Source organism: Sutterella sp. (genome assembly GCF_030539355.1).
Classification (GTDB): domain Bacteria; phylum Pseudomonadota; class Gammaproteobacteria; order Burkholderiales; family Burkholderiaceae_F; genus Sutterella.
In genome coordinates this window covers 23,814-37,395 of sequence record NZ_JAUNSF010000010.1, presented here as the reverse complement: position 1 = coordinate 37,395, position 13,582 = coordinate 23,814, and the positions used below count along the sequence as shown (strand labels likewise).

Annotated in this window: 11 protein-coding genes; 7 read left to right on the top strand and 4 right to left on the bottom strand. The window is 66.2% G+C overall.

Going from position 1 to position 13,582, the window contains the following annotated elements; genetic code table 11:
- Positions 1-21: 21 nt before the first annotated feature.
- The 4 genes from glyS (at position 22) to Q4F91_RS03335 (ending at position 5,039) form a co-directional block, all read left to right on the top strand.
- Entirely contained in the window at positions 22-2,112 is a 2,091-nt protein-coding gene (gene glyS / locus Q4F91_RS03350; RefSeq protein ID WP_303334540.1) for a glycine--tRNA ligase subunit beta, read from the top strand.
- 151 nt (positions 2,113-2,263) lie between these two features.
- Positions 2,264-2,983 (top strand): 1-acyl-sn-glycerol-3-phosphate acyltransferase, encoded by a 720-nt coding sequence (locus tag Q4F91_RS03345; RefSeq protein WP_303334538.1) that lies wholly within the window; start codon positions 2,264-2,266, stop codon positions 2,981-2,983.
- A gap of 11 nt (positions 2,984-2,994) precedes the next feature.
- Positions 2,995-4,284: a hypothetical protein gene (locus tag Q4F91_RS03340; protein ID WP_303334536.1), complete on the top strand. Its 1,290-nt coding sequence runs from the start codon at positions 2,995-2,997 to the stop codon at positions 4,282-4,284.
- Between the two features lie 2 nt (positions 4,285-4,286).
- A complete protein-coding gene (locus Q4F91_RS03335; RefSeq protein WP_303334534.1) occupies positions 4,287-5,039 on the top strand; it encodes a M48 family metallopeptidase in 753 nt (250 codons plus the stop codon).
- 7 nt (positions 5,040-5,046) lie between these two features.
- Here the strand turns inward: Q4F91_RS03335 and rsmA are convergent, their stop codons facing one another.
- From rsmA to Q4F91_RS03315, 4 genes are all read right to left on the bottom strand, one after another.
- The gene (gene rsmA / locus Q4F91_RS03330) at positions 5,047-5,856 is read right to left on the bottom strand and encodes a 16S rRNA (adenine(1518)-N(6)/adenine(1519)-N(6))-dimethyltransferase RsmA (protein WP_303334532.1); all 810 of its coding nucleotides are present in this window, start codon (positions 5,854-5,856) and stop codon (positions 5,047-5,049) included.
- Positions 5,837-6,820, bottom strand: coding sequence for a 4-hydroxythreonine-4-phosphate dehydrogenase PdxA (gene pdxA / locus Q4F91_RS03325; protein WP_303334530.1), 984 nt, complete (start codon positions 6,818-6,820; stop codon positions 5,837-5,839). Before pdxA ends, rsmA begins: the two co-directional genes overlap by 20 nt.
- A 90-nt stretch (positions 6,821-6,910) precedes the next feature.
- Positions 6,911-8,284, bottom strand: a complete 1,374-nt coding sequence (locus Q4F91_RS03320) for a peptidylprolyl isomerase (RefSeq protein ID WP_303334529.1) — start codon at positions 8,282-8,284, stop codon at positions 6,911-6,913.
- Positions 8,277-10,661 carry an LPS-assembly protein LptD gene (locus tag Q4F91_RS03315; RefSeq protein WP_303334528.1) on the bottom strand — a complete coding sequence of 795 codons (2,385 nt, stop codon included), beginning with the start codon at positions 10,659-10,661 and terminating at the stop codon, positions 8,277-8,279. Before Q4F91_RS03315 ends, Q4F91_RS03320 begins: the two co-directional genes overlap by 8 nt.
- A gap of 182 nt (positions 10,662-10,843) precedes the next feature.
- Between Q4F91_RS03315 and Q4F91_RS03310 the strand changes: the two genes are divergently transcribed.
- From Q4F91_RS03310 to dusB, 3 genes are read left to right on the top strand one after another with little or no spacing between them, the layout of a single operon-like run.
- Positions 10,844-11,851, top strand: coding sequence for an aminoglycoside phosphotransferase family protein (locus tag Q4F91_RS03310; protein ID WP_303334527.1), 1,008 nt, complete (start codon positions 10,844-10,846; stop codon positions 11,849-11,851).
- The gene (locus Q4F91_RS03305; protein WP_303334526.1) at positions 11,851-12,561 is read left to right on the top strand and encodes a nucleotidyltransferase family protein; all 711 of its coding nucleotides are present in this window, start codon (positions 11,851-11,853) and stop codon (positions 12,559-12,561) included. The genes Q4F91_RS03310 and Q4F91_RS03305 overlap by 1 nt, the downstream gene beginning before the upstream one ends.
- Positions 12,558-13,559: a tRNA dihydrouridine synthase DusB gene (dusB, locus tag Q4F91_RS03300; RefSeq protein WP_303334523.1), complete on the top strand. Its 1,002-nt coding sequence runs from the start codon at positions 12,558-12,560 to the stop codon at positions 13,557-13,559. The genes Q4F91_RS03305 and dusB overlap by 4 nt, the downstream gene beginning before the upstream one ends.
- Positions 13,560-13,582 lie beyond the last annotated feature (23 nt).

Here is a 13,582-nt window from a genome sequence, read left to right as displayed (position 1 = left end):
AAGGAAGGAGAAAAGAACAAAATGACGAATCTTCTCGTTGAATTGCAGACCGAGGAACTCCCGCCGAAGGCGCTCCGCAAGCTCTCCGACGCGTTTGCCGAGGGTGTGAGGAAGAGCCTTGAGGAAGGTCACTTCCTCGAGGCCTCGAGCCAGGTCAAGGCCTACGGCGCCCCGCGCCGCCTCGCCGTGCACATCACGGACGTCCGCGCCAAGAGCCCGGACGAGACCTTCCGCCAGAAGCTCGTGCCGGTCAAGGTCGGCATCGCCGCCGACGGCTCCGCCACGCCCGCCCTCGTGAAGAAGATGGCCGCGCTCGGCATCACCTGCGATGTCGCCAAGCTCGAGCGCGTCTCCGACGGCAAGAACGAACAGCTCGTCTACGAAGGCGTCCGTCCGGGCGTCGAGCTCGCCCCGGCCCTTCAGAAGGCCCTTGACTACGCCGTCAAGCACCTCCCGATCCCGAAGGTCATGACCTACCAGCTCGCCGACGGCGAGACCACGGTCTCCTTCGTCCGCCCGGTCCGCTATCTCACGGCCCTCTACGGCGCCGAGATCGTCCCGGTCGAACTCTTCGGCCTCAAGTCCGGCCGCACGACGCGCGGTCACCGCTTCCACGCGCCCGAGCCCGTCGAGATCCCGAATGCCGACGCCTACGAGTCCGTGATGAACTCGGTCAAGGTCAACCCGAGCTTCGACGCCCGCCGCGACGAGATCAAGGCTCAGCTCGAAGAGCGCGCCGCCGCGCTCTCCGCCACCGCGATCATGCCCGAGGACCTCCTTGAGGAAGTCACGGCTCTGACCGAGTGGCCGGTGATCTATGAGAGCACGTTCGAGAAGGAGTTCCTCTCGGTTCCCGAGGAATGCCTCATTCTCACGATGCAGCTCAATCAGAAGTACTTCGCGCTGCGCGACGCCGAGGGCAAGCTCATGAACCGCTTCCTCCTCGTCAGCCAGCTCGTCGCCAAGGACGGCGGCAAGGCGATCAGCGAGGGCAACGCCCGCGTGGTCCGCGCCCGCCTCGCCGACGCGAAGTTCTTCTACGACCAGGATCAGCTCCACACGCTCGAGAGCCGCGTCGAAGGCCTTGAGCACGTCGTCTACCACAACAAGCTCGGCAGCCAGCACGAGCGCATGCTCCGCGTGCGCGCGATCGCGGGCGGCATCGCCGATCTGATCGGTGCGGACCGCACGCAGGCCGAGCGCGCCGCCACCCTTGCGAAGGCTGACCTCCGCACGCTGATGGTGGGCGAGTTCCCCGAGCTCCAGGGCATCATGGGCGAGTACTACGCCCGTCACGACGGCGAACCGGCCGACGTGGCCCTCGCGATCCGCGAGCACTACCAGCCCCGCTACGCCGGCGACGAGCTTCCCTCGACGCCCGTGAGCCTCGCCGTCGCGCTCGCCGACAAGCTCGAGACCCTCGTGGGCCTCTTCGGCATCGGCCAGCTCCCGACCGGTGAGAAGGATCCGTTCGCGCTGCGCCGTCATGCGCTCGGCGTCCTTCGCATGCTCATTGAGAAGCAGCTCGACGTGAGCCTCCCCGAGATGATCGACGCGGCCTGGGCGGCCGAGCAGACCGTCGCGGGCGTCACGGACAACCGTGCCGCGCTCCTCGAGTTCTTCGCCGACCGTCTGCGCGTGATGCTCCGCGACCGCGGCGCCTCCGCCCAGGAAGCCGACGCCATCCTCGCCCTCAACCCCGCGAAGCTCGCCGACATCCCGGCCCGCGTGGCGGCCCTCCAGGCCTTCATGCAGCTTCCCGAGGCCGAGTCCCTCACCGCCGCCAACAAGCGCATCGGCAACATCCTGCGCAAGGCCGAGGGCGTGGTCGAGAGCACGGTCAACGAGTCGCTTCTCACCGAGGCCGAGGAGCGTGCGCTCTTCGCCGCCCTCACCGAGGTCGAGCCGAAGGCCGAGGCGCTCTACGCCGAGGGTCGCTTCGAGGACATGCTCGTCGCGATCGCGGCGCTGCGCGCCCCCGTCGACGCCTTCTTCGAGAAGGTCATGGTGAACGCCGAGGATCCCGCGCTCCGTGCGAACCGTCTCGCGCTTCTCTCGCGCCTCTACGGCGTGATGAACCGCGTCGCGGAAATCGCCCGCCTCGCGAAGTAATCCATCCCTCTTTTGAGCGGGGCCGCCCCGGGCGGCCTCGTCAGAAAGAGTTCCGAGGGCCCGCGGCCCGCTTCTGATAATCTTCTCCGCAGTCGCCGGCGGGAGGGTTTATGGGCGGCGCGGGCCTTTGCTTTATGGGGATTTCAGTCTCATGAATTTCATCCACACGCTGCGCGGATGGCTCTTCTATCTGCTCTTCTCGGTGACCGTCATCCTGCTCACGGCCGCGCTCCTCGTGACGTGGCCCTTCATGAGCTACGAGCGCCGCTACGAGCTCGTCTGCCGCCCCTGGGCGAAGATGATCCTCTGGCTCCTCAAGGTCACCTGCGGGGTGGACTACCGCGCCTCGGGCCTTGAGAACATGCCCGACTACCCCGTGGTCGTGCTCGCGAAGCACCAGTCGGCCTGGGATCCCTTCTGGCTCGGCGCCTACCTGAGGCACCCGCCCTGCTTCATCTACAAGAAGTCGCTCCACCTGCTTCCGTTCTTCGGCTGGGCGCTCAAGAGCATGAACATGATGGCGATCGACCGCGGCAAGGGCAGGAAGGCCTTCGAGCAGGTCATGAGCCGCGGTCCCGAGTTCGAGAAGCGCGGCTGGTGGATCACGCTCTTCCCCGAGGGCACGCGCGTGCCGCCGGGCGAGCACGTCCGCTGGAAGACGGGCGGCGCGCGCTTCGCCTGCGCCCTGGGCCTTCCCGTCCTGCCGGTCGCGCACAACGCCGGCTACTGCTGGCCGAAGAACAGCGTCGCCAAGATTCCCGGCACGATCGACGTGGTCGTGGGGCCTGTCATTGAGACCAAGGGCCGTGATCCGCACGAGGTGACCGACGAGGTCGAGCAGTGGATCGAGGCCAATGTGAAGCTTCGCTGAGAAAAAGCACCATGCCGTTCAGACTGCCGAGAAAGGAAATAATTGCCGTCGCAACGCCCAAAGGGACGTTCCGAGTGCTGATCATTCGCAGCGGACGTACAAAGACCAGCACACTCCGCGTGGATACTGCGATGACAGGGCGCCTTTACATGACGGCCTCTGATGGACTGACAAGGGAGCGCGTGATCGGGTATGTGTCCGAGAATGCCGACTGGGTTTACGGAGAACTCGGTCGGGCAGGCATTTCGCCTGAGGAGTCGTTTGATGCCTTGGAGAAATGCGCCGTCAGCAGGGGGATCAATGTTGTCCGACGCGAGATCGGCGGGGTGATGACGGAGGTCAGGCTGGTAAGAAACAGCCGCCTTGAGTCGATAAGACCGGAATGGACGGAGCCCTCAATTCTGACGGTTGAAATGGATCCCTGGACATCCGAGTCGGCTGTCATGAAGTGGCTGGATAGGAAGGGGGAGTGGATCGCAGGCAGCAGGCCGTCCGAACAGGGCTCGCTCTCGGCACGAAATGAGACAAGTGAAACGCCGGAGAGGAAGGAGAGTCCGATAGTCTCTGACGAAGAACTGGAATCGCTGTACCGGAAATTCTGCGGGGAATGGGCTCAGTGCGTGATGATCAGGACGCTGAAGTCAGATTGGAGGGAACTGCTTCGCGAGGATCATAAAGATCAGTTTTGGTATGGAAGCAAGAAGGAAGCAGTGCTTCTGAAGATGCCGTGGGGAAGACACAGGGTGGTTCTGGAATATTTGGACACGGAAGAAACCCCTGATGGCGGACTTGACAATGTAACCGGGGTCTTCCGTTTTACTGTGCCCAAGGGAATGACAAGATCGCGGGCGATTGAAATCTTGCAGGAGGAGAGAACAATAAATTTCATGCGCAGCAATCTGGATCTGCAGGGAATTACCGTGCAGGACTCTTCAGACAGCGTTTCTCCTCGCCCGTTGCCGGACAAGATGTGGGCTTTCGAGTACGACCTGGCGGATCTAAAGGTTGCAGTACTGGTATCCCGGGATGCGCGTCTGAGAAGAAGCCTCTATTCGGTGAACGGAATGGCAAGGACAATCATGCTGTGGCTCGGTCCGTTCAGTCCGGAAGATACGCCGAGAAAATGGCTTAAAAGAAAGGAACGGCATCTTAGAAGCATGTTCCCCGATATTCCGGAGTTGCCGGAATTAAAGGCAATGCTGATCGATGCGCGTTCGAGATTCAGTTCCCGTGAAGAATTTTATCTGGCTACGGGAACTGTAATGGGACGCCTAAAAAAGAAAGTCTCTGAAGGGTCGTAATCTTGAATTCACGTAACCTCGATCCGCAGAGCGTGGAGATTCGCGGCGTGCGAATTCCCTACGTGATCCGTGAGAACGGCCGCCGCCGCAGACTTTCTCTCTATGCCGTGGGCGGCGCCCTCGAGGCCCGCGTTCCTCCGGGAACGACGCGCCGGGAAATAGAGGCCTTCATCCTCAGGAGCGCGGACTGGGTGCTCGCGCAGATCAGGCCTGGCGAGGAGCAGAGACCGCGGCTCACGGCTGACCGGCTCTCCGACGGCGTTGAGATCCCCTGGCGCGGCGGCAGGGCCGTGCTGAGGCTCGGGATGAAGACCTGCGTCAAGATGCCGATGGGCGACGGGAAACTGGAGCTCTGGCTTAAAAGCCCGGCTGATGCGCCGAAGGAGAAGATCCGTGATGAGCTCGTCGGAATGCTCAAGGAAGAGGCCGACCGCGTCTTCAACGCGTGCTTCACGCGGTTGATCGGCGACGCCTCGCATCTGCCGCAGCGCCTGCCCTTCAGGATCTCCATCACCTCAGCGCGCGGGCGCTGGGGAAGCTGCTCGGCGAAGGGCAGCATTCGCCTCACGTGGCGCATGATGGCGCTCACCGACGGCGAGATCGAATACGTGATCGCCCACGAACTCGCGCATCTCGTGGAGTTCAATCACTCGGCGCGCTTCTGGGCCGAGGTGGGGCGCATCTGTCCCGGATGGGAAGAGGCCGAGAAGCAGATGCGGGCGAGGAAGCCCGACGAACTGCTTCACGACCTCTGAGGCGGGTTTATTCCGCAGTTGCCCTGGCCGCAGCGGCGGCGTTGGCGAGCGCGATGAAGTCCTCGACCGCGAGCGTCTCGGCACGTGCCGTGGGGTCAATGCCCGCGGCGCGGATGCCTTCCTCGGTGAGGAAGGCCGAGATGGCGTTCCGCATCGTCTTCCTGCGCTGCTGGAAGGCGGCGGCGACGAGCTCGCCGAACACCTCCTCGTTGACGGGGGCGAGCGACTCGACGGGGCGCGGCACCATGCGCACGATCGACGAGGTCACCTTCGGCGCCGGCGTGAAGGCCCCGGGCGGCACGTCAAAGAGCTTGTGCATGACGTAACGGCGCTGGAGCATCACGGAGAGGCGCCCGTAGGTCTTCGAGCCCGGGCCCGCGATCATGCGGTCCACGACCTCGCGCTGCAGCATGAAGTGCTGGTCGATCACGCGGCCGGCCGCGGGGAGCAGCGCAAAGAGAATGGGCGAGGAGATGTTGTAGGGGAGGTTGCCGAAGATGCGGAGGCGCTCGCCCGGCTTGATCCCGGCCCAGTCAAGCGTGAGCGCGTCGGCCTCAATGAGCTCGAGCGACCCGTCCGGGAACTGCGTGCGAAGAAAGGCCGCGAGGTCACGGTCGATCTCGACGGCGGTTTCCTTCCCGGCAAGGGCGATCACCTCGCGGGTGAGCGCGGCCTGGCCCGGGCCGATCTCAATCAGGGCGTCACCGGGCTTCGGGTCGATCGAGCGCGCGATGCGCTCGATCCAGTGGTGATCGTGGAGGAAGTTCTGTCCGAAGCGTTTGCGGGCGCGGTGCCCTTCAAGCCATTGCTGAGTCACGGTTGTCTGCGAGGGTTTGAGCAAGAAGAATGGCAGCGGTCATGCTGCGGGCGTCGGCGATGCCGCGGCCGGCGATGTCAAGCGCCGTGCCGTGGTCGACCGAGGTGCGCACGTAGGGGAGGCCCAGCGTCACGTTGACACCGCGCTCGAACCCGACGTGCTTCAGGGTCGGCAGCCCCTGGTCATGGTACATGCAGAGGACGGCGTCCCACCGCTTCATCTTCGAGGGAACGAAGATCGTGTCGGCGGGGAGGGGCCCGACAAGCTCCGCCGTGTCGCCGAAGAGAATGCGGGCGCGGCCGAGCGCGGGCTCGATCACCTCGATCTCCTCGCGGCCCATGTGGCCGTTCTCGCCCGCGTGCGGATTGAGGCCCGCGACGGCGATGACGGGCTTCCTGATCGCCCAGGAGCGGTGGAGGTCGTTGACCAGGATCGAGAGCACCTCGCGCAGCAGGTCCGGCGTGATCGCGTCGGGCACCTCGCGCAGCGGCAGGTGCGTCGTGGCGAGCGCCACGCGCAGCGCGTCCGCCTCGGGCGAGGAGACGAGCATCATCACGACGCGGGAGACGCCGGCCGCCTCGGCGAAGAACTCCGTGTGGCCCGTGAAGCAGTGCCCGGCCTCGATGAGGATGCTCTTCTGCACGGGGGCGGTGACGATCGCGCGCGCCGCGCCCTCGGTGACGAGCCGGTGGGCCTCGGCGAGCGTCCTGATCACGTATTCGGAATTGGCGAGCGAGAGCTCGCCCGGCACGGGCGTCGTGCCAAGCGGCACGTGGTGGAAGGTGACGCACGCGGGGGGCTCGGGCGCAAGCCCCAGTCTGCGGGCGGTCTCAAGCAGCATGCCGCGGTCGCCGACGAGGACGAGCGGCGTCTCCGCGGCCCAGGCGGCGCGCACGGACACTTCCGGTCCGATGCCGGCGGGTTCGCCCGTCGTGATGGCGAGCGGCTTCGGGTAGGCGGTCATTTCGGAAAAAATCGGGGAGGGAGAAACAAATCGAGGACGGCCGCGGGGCCGTCCTCAGTCGGAAAAGTTGACCTGAGTCCTTTTCGGGAATCAGCGGCCCAGCGTTTCCTTCAGCTGCGGGTCACGGATCTCAACATAGGCCTCGTCACGCAGTTCGCGCTCCCAGTTGTAGCTCGCCTCGGCGAGCTTCTTCTGGCGGATGGCCTGGCGGGCGGCGACGCGCATGCGTTCGGGGTTGCCTTCCTTCTCGGTGCGGCGCTCGACCACCTGGATCAGATGGTAGCCGTAGGGCGTGCGCACCGGCTCGGAGATCTGGCCGGGACGGAGACCGGCGAGGGCCTGCTCGAACTCGGGAACCGTGTCGCCGGGCTGGAGCCAGCCGAGGTCACCGCCGCGGGTCGCGGTCGAGTCGACGGAGTGCAGGCGGGCCATCGTGGCGAAGTCCGCCTCTCCCGACTGGACGCGGTTGCGGATGTCGTTGAGGCGCCGGATCACATCGCCCTCGGGCGTGATCTCGGAGACGAACATCAGGATGTGGCGGGCGTGAGTCTGCTCGACCGGGCCGCCGCCGAGCTTCGCCTGAACGCCGTCGCGCTTGTCGGAGACCTTCACGACGTGCCAGGCGCGCTTGTCGGAGAAGACGTAGATCTTCTCGTTCGGGCGCTCGCGCAGGATGTCGGAGAGCGCGACCGGCATGTCGGAGAGCGTCTTCCAGCCGAGGTCGCCGCCCGTCATCGCGTCATCGGCGCGGGAGAAGGCGGCGGCGAGCTGGGCGAAGTCCTCGCCGTTCCTCGCGCGCTCGGCGAGCGAGTCGGCGGCGCGGTGCACGCTTTCCTCCTCCTCGGCGGTCTCGACCGGAATGAGGATGTGCTCGAGGTGATACTCGGTCGCGGAGTCGCCCTTGAAGCCGGCCTGCTCGAGGAGGAAGGCGTCGATCTCGCTCTCGTTGATCTCGAGCTTCTCGTTCACTTCGCGTTCGCGCAGGCGCTGCGAGGTGATCTCGTCGCGGATCTCGTTGCGGAAGGCCGCGAACGTCACGCCGTCGGCGAGCAGACGCTGGCGGAGCTCCTCGACCGTGAGGTTGTTCTGGCGGGCGATCTGCTCGATCGAGGCGTTCACCATCTGGTCATCGACGCGGATGCCGGTCTGGCGGGCGCGCTGCAGGATCGAGCGCTCGGAGATGAGGCGCTCGAGCACCTGGGCGCGCAGCAGCTCCATCGGCGGGAGGTTGATCTGCTGGCGGCGCAGGTTGATGGCCACCGTGTGGACACGCTGCTCGAGCTCGTGCTCGGTGATCACGTCGTTGTTGACGATGGCCACGATGCGGTCAAGCTCGGCGGTGATGGCAGTCGGCTGCTGTTCCGACCCGGCAGCGTCGGTCATGGTCGCGGCGCCGGCCGTGCCGGCGAAGAACGCGATCGTCGCGGAAAGGCCGAGCGCGGGAAGGAGATTGAATTTAGTCATAGTAGTCGTAGGGACCTGTCGCAGTGGGCAGCGGATTGGTCGACTGGTAGCCGCGGATGTTGCGGCGCAGTTCGTTAAGCGGATTGATGCCTATGCTACCGAGGCCGTTGAGCTCGAGTTGTAAGAAGAAGTTGGTTTCCTCCTCGTTGGCGGCCGTGGTGTAGCGCTGTGCGGCGAAGCGCAGCGTCCAGCAGTCGTCGAGCCACTCGAAGCCGCCGATCAGCTCGATGGGCTTCTTGCGGTAGAGCGAGTAGTTATAGCGGAAGAGGGCGTAGAGGCGCTCGGTGATCGGCCACTGCATCTGGAAATCGATCTGCTTGATGTTGTCGCCGTCGATGCCCGTGGAGGTGGCCGAGTAGTTGTAGCGGTAGTAGAGACCGAGGACGGAGCGGTTGTCCGGCTTCCAGGTGACGCCGGTCTTCGCCTTCACCACTCGGTTCAGGGAGGACGAGTACTGCACCGTCGCCGAGCCGTAGAGGTCGCGGGTGAGGCGCGCGCCCACGCTGCCCAGGAGGTCGCTTCGCACGTCGGTGTTCGGATCGTTGATGCCCGCGTAGTACGGGTCGTAGAGCGCGCCGCTCCTCTTCTCCTCGGGAATGAAGCGCACGTTCTGGTCGCTGAAGTACTGGCGCTGGCCGACGCTTGCGCGGAAGAGCTCGAGGCCGGTGTCGCGGTCGATGTAGCGCGTCGAGAGCACTGCGGTGAGCTGGTTCGCCTCGGAGACGCGGTCGTAGCCCGAGTAGAGGTTCGGCGTGAAGAGCGTCGCGAACGAGAGGTCGGTCACGGTCGAGTCGAAGACCGGGATGTCGTCCTGGTTGCGGTACGGCGTGTAGGCGTAGTAGATGCGCGGCTCGAGGGTCTGGAAGGCGCTGCGGCCGAAGTAGCTCGAGTCGCGCTCGAAGACGAGGCCCGCGTCAAGGGAGAGCGTATGGGTGTAGCGGCTCGGATTGCTGTCGCGGCCGTTGTAGTAGGCGTCGCGGGACATGTCCTCGAGCTCGTACCAGGCGCCCATGAACTCCGCCTTCGGGATGATGAACCAGCCCGCGCCGCGAAGCGGATAGCTCACGGTCTGGTTCGCGACGACACGCGTGCCGCCCATGCGGAAGGGGTGCGTGAAGTGCGTCGCGTCGAACACGGTCGAGAGCTCGAACCCGCCCACGTCCGCGGCGTAGCCGTTGAAGACGAACTGCGGCTCGCGCTCGTACGGGATGATCGTCGTCACGCCCGAGATTCTGAGCGTCTGGTTCTGGGTGACGCGAAGCCTCGCGTTCCAGTAGGTGTCCGTCCAGCTGAGCGCGTAGTCCTGCGGGAGCACGGCCTCGGAGGATTCGCGGATGCTGCCCGAGAAGTCCGTGAGGAAGTCGTCGTCCGACACACGGTTGTAGTCCATGTTGAACGCGAGCTTGTCCCAGCGGTAGGAGGCCGCGATGTGGGCGCTCCAGCGCTTCTCGCTCGTCAGGCGGTCGTTCGGGAGGTAGTTGACGTCAACGAGGCCCTCGAAGTTGTAGTACTTCGCGCGGATCTCGTTGCCGAGCATCACGCCGCGCTTGCTCATCACGCGCGGGGTGAGCGTGTAGTCGTAGTTCGGCGCGAGGTTGAAGTAGTAGGGCACGGCGATGTCGACGCCGCGCGTCGAGCTCATGCCGTAGGTGGGCGTCAGGATGCCCGAGCGGCGCTCGCCAGAGATCGGGAAGGCGAACCACGGGGTGCCGAGGATCGGCACGCCCTGGAAGTGCAAGAGCGCGCCCGTGCCGGAGGCCGTCTGGTCGTACTCGTCGATCTCCATCTCGTTCATGGAGATGTACCACGAGTCGTCGCCGCGCTTGCAGGTGGTGAGCGTCACGTCCTCGAAGGTCGTGCGGTCGCCCGAGAGGAAGCGCACGTTTTTCGCGCACCCGCGGACGTTTCTCGGCCCGTACTCCCAGTCGGCCTCGTCCATGGAGCCCGAGCGGCTCGTGAGACGGAACTGCATGCTCGGGCCCGAGAAGCTCACGCCCTCGCGCGACATGCGCGCGTTGCCCGTGGCGGAGACCTCGTCGGTGCGCTGCACGTAGGTGATCCTGTCGGCCGTGAGCACGGTGCCCGCATGACGGACCTCGGCGTCGCCGATCAGGTGGAGCTCGTCCTCGGGGCTGCCCTCGATGCGCTCGGCGCTCGCGATGCTCATCGCCTCGCCGTCGGGGGTCTGGGCTCTCGCGGGATCAAGTGAACTCACGCTTTCGAGGTCAACGCGCACGTTGCTCGGAGCGGCTGAGGCGCTCTCGGCGGCGGAAATGGCTGCGAGCGCGGCGGCCACGCTGAGCGCAAGCGCTCGGACGGGAGGCAGATGCATGGAGGACTGTAAAATGTTCGACTTCACGGGAAAAGCCGCGGTCATCTCCGACGGCGGCCGTTCACCCGTCCCGAGGGACGGGGACGGATGCCCCGGACCTTCAGAAAGTCCGGAGCGTCCGAAATTTTAACAGTTTAGCCTCTGCCTTCCCGCGGGTTCCCTCCCGCAGCGGGGAAAGCGGGGCGGGACACGGGGCCCGGAGGCCCCGATCAGAAGGAACCTCACCGATGACAGACCGCGACAGCGCGCTCCATGCCTGGCTCGAGAAAGAGCAGCCGAGGCTCGGCTTTGACCTTGACAGCATGGCGCCGGCGAGCTCCGACGCGGGCTTCCGCCGCTACTTCCGCGTGACCTGCCCCGGCGGCGGCACGCTGATCGTGATGGACGCGCCCCCGGCCACCGAGAACCTGCCCGCGTTCCTGCGCATCGACCGCCTGATGGCCGACGCCGGCCTCAACGTCCCCGTGATCCACGCCGCTGACGAGGAGCAGGGCTTCGCGATCATCTCGGACCTCGGCCGCGAGACCTTCCTCAATGTGATCAACGAGGAAAACGCCGCCCGCCTGATGGACGCCGCCACGACGGCGTTGGTCAAGTGGCAGCTCGCGAGCCGTCCCGGCGTGCTCCCGCCCTATGACCGCGCGGTGCTGCTCCGTGAGATGAATCTCTTCCCCGAGTGGTACGTCGGCCGCCACCTGGGCGTCACCTGGGACGCCAAGCGCGAGGAGTGGTGGAAGATGACCACCGACGCGATCATCGAGGTGAACCTCGCCGATCCGACGGTCTTCGTGCACCGCGACTTCATGCCGAGGAACCTCATGATGAGCGATCCGCTCCCGGGCGTCATCGACTTCCAGGACGCGCTCATGGGGCCGATCACGTACGACATCGCGTCGCTCCTTCGTGACGCCTTCGTCTCCTGGTCCGAGTCCTTCGTGCTTGACATCACGATCCGCTACTGGGAGAAGGCGAGGAAGGCCGGGCTCCCCGTTCCGGAGGACTTCGGCAGCTTCTGGAGAAGCGTCGAGTTCATGGGGCTGCAGCGCCATCTCAAGGTGCTCGGCATCTTCGCGCGCATCAACTACCGCGACGGGAAGCCGAAGTACCTCGCCGACACGCCGCGCTTCATGGCCTACGCCCGCCAGACCGCGGGCCGCTACCGCGAGCTCTCGCCCCTGAGGCACCTCCTCGACGAGCTCGAGGGCGTCCAGGAAAAAGCGGGCTACACCTTCTGATGCGTGCGCTCATCCTTGCCGCGGGCGAGGGCAGAAGGCTCCGTCCGCTCACGCAGATTCATCCGAAGCCCCTGACGTGCGTCGCGGGCGTGCCGATGATCGAGCGGCAGATCGCCGCATTGAAGGCGGCCGGCATCCGCGAGTTCGTCGTGAACGCCGCCCACGGGGCGCGCGTGCTGACGGGCGCGCTCGGGGACGGCTCGCACTTGGGCGTCCGCATCCTCTGGTCGCACGAGGGCGACTCGGCCGGCGAGGCGCTCGAGACCCGGGGCGGCATCGTGCGGGCGCTCCCGCTCCTCGCCGAAGGCGGGGAGGGCGGCGGCTTCATCGTGGTCGCGGGCGACATCGTCACCGACTATGACTACCGTGCGCTCGTCGGCCGCGCCGCCGCGCTCTCGGAGGAGGGGGCCCTCGCGCACCTGATCCTCGTGCCGAACCCGGACTTTCATCCGCAGGGCGACCTCGCGCTCACCCCGGACGGCCTCATCGCCCGGGAGGGCACGAAATACACCTTCTCGAGCCTCGCCGCCTACCATCCGGCGCTCTTCCGGGGCGTCCCCGACGGCCGCGCGAAGCTCTTTCCCTGGCTCCTCGGCGCCGTCGACGCGGGGCGCGTCACGGGCGAGCTTTTCTCCGGCCGCTGGGCCAACGTGGGCACGCCCGTCGAGCTCGAGCGCGCGGAGAAGCTCTTCGGGAGCGATGCGGCGTGAAAATCGGCGCGCACCAGCTCCCCGATCCCGCGCTGATGCTCGCCCCGATGGCGGGCTTCACGGATCTCCCGTTCCGCGAGCTCTGCCGCAGCTGGGGCGCGGACTACGCCGTCGCCGAGATGACCGCGAGCCGCGCGGACCTGAGGGACCGTGAGAAGAGTCTCACGCGCTGGGTCGAGCCCGGGGAGTCCGGCATAAAGGTCGTGCAGCTTCTCGGCGCCGACCCGGCCGTGATGGCCGAGGCCGCCGCGGCCGCCGAGGCCGACGGCGCGGACGTGATCGACATCAACATGGGGTGCCCCGCGAAGAAGGTGCTCCACGCCGAGTGCGGCAGCGCCCTCATGCGCGACGAGGGGCTCGTGCGCGAGATCCTCACCGCCGTCACCGGGGCGGTCACGATCCCCGTCACCCTCAAGATCCGCACGGGCTGGGAGCGGGCGCACCGGAACGCCCCGGCGGTCGCGCGGATCGCCGAGGAGTCGGGCATCGCGATGCTCGCGATCCACGGCCGCACCCGCGAGGACGCCTTCCGCGGCGAGGCCGAGTACGAGACGATCGCCGCGGTGAAGCGCTTCTCCTCGATTCCCGTCGTCGCGAACGGCGACATCACCTGTCCCGCAAAGGCGCTCCGGGTGCTCGAGCTCACCCGCGCCGACGGCCTGATGATCGGCCGCGGCGCCGTCGGGCGCCCCTGGATCTTCGCCGCGGTGCGCGCGGCCATTGAGGGGAAACCCTTCAGCGAACCCGGGCCCGGGGAGCTTCTCAGGGTCATTCTCGATCACAGGGCCCGGCATTTCGACTACTATGATGGCCGCCGCGCGGTGCGCACGTTCCGCAAGCATCTCGCCGCCTATCTCAGGCCGCTCGCAGGGTCCGAAGAGGCTCTTCCCGCCCTCCTCGCCGAGGAGGATCCCGAGCGGCAGATCGCGATGGTGCGTGCGTTCCTTGAGCGTGCGCGAGCGTTCTCCGAGCCTTCCTCAAGTCCGGATCCCGAATGACCCCTGAAGCCTTTCCTGATGAA

Excerpts from the sequence above, each read along its gene's own strand:
- Q4F91_RS03340 (WP_303334536.1), top strand. The coding sequence starts at position 2,995 with ATGCCGTTCAGACTGCCGAGAAAGGAAATAATTGCCGTCGCAACGCCC.
- Q4F91_RS03345 (WP_303334538.1), top strand. The coding sequence starts at position 2,264 with ATGAATTTCATCCACACGCTGCGCGGATGGCTCTTCTATCTGCTCTTC.
- Q4F91_RS03305 (WP_303334526.1), top strand. The coding sequence starts at position 11,851 with ATGCGTGCGCTCATCCTTGCCGCGGGCGAGGGCAGAAGGCTCCGTCCG.
- Q4F91_RS03310 (WP_303334527.1), top strand. The coding sequence starts at position 10,844 with ATGACAGACCGCGACAGCGCGCTCCATGCCTGGCTCGAGAAAGAGCAG.
- glyS (WP_303334540.1), top strand. The coding sequence starts at position 22 with ATGACGAATCTTCTCGTTGAATTGCAGACCGAGGAACTCCCGCCGAAG.
- Q4F91_RS03315 (WP_303334528.1), bottom strand. The coding sequence starts at position 10,661 with ATGACCGCGGCTTTTCCCGTGAAGTCGAACATTTTACAGTCCTCCATG.
- Q4F91_RS03320 (WP_303334529.1), bottom strand. The coding sequence starts at position 8,284 with ATGACTAAATTCAATCTCCTTCCCGCGCTCGGCCTTTCCGCGACGATC.
- pdxA (WP_303334530.1), bottom strand. The coding sequence starts at position 6,820 with ATGACCGCCTACCCGAAGCCGCTCGCCATCACGACGGGCGAACCCGCC.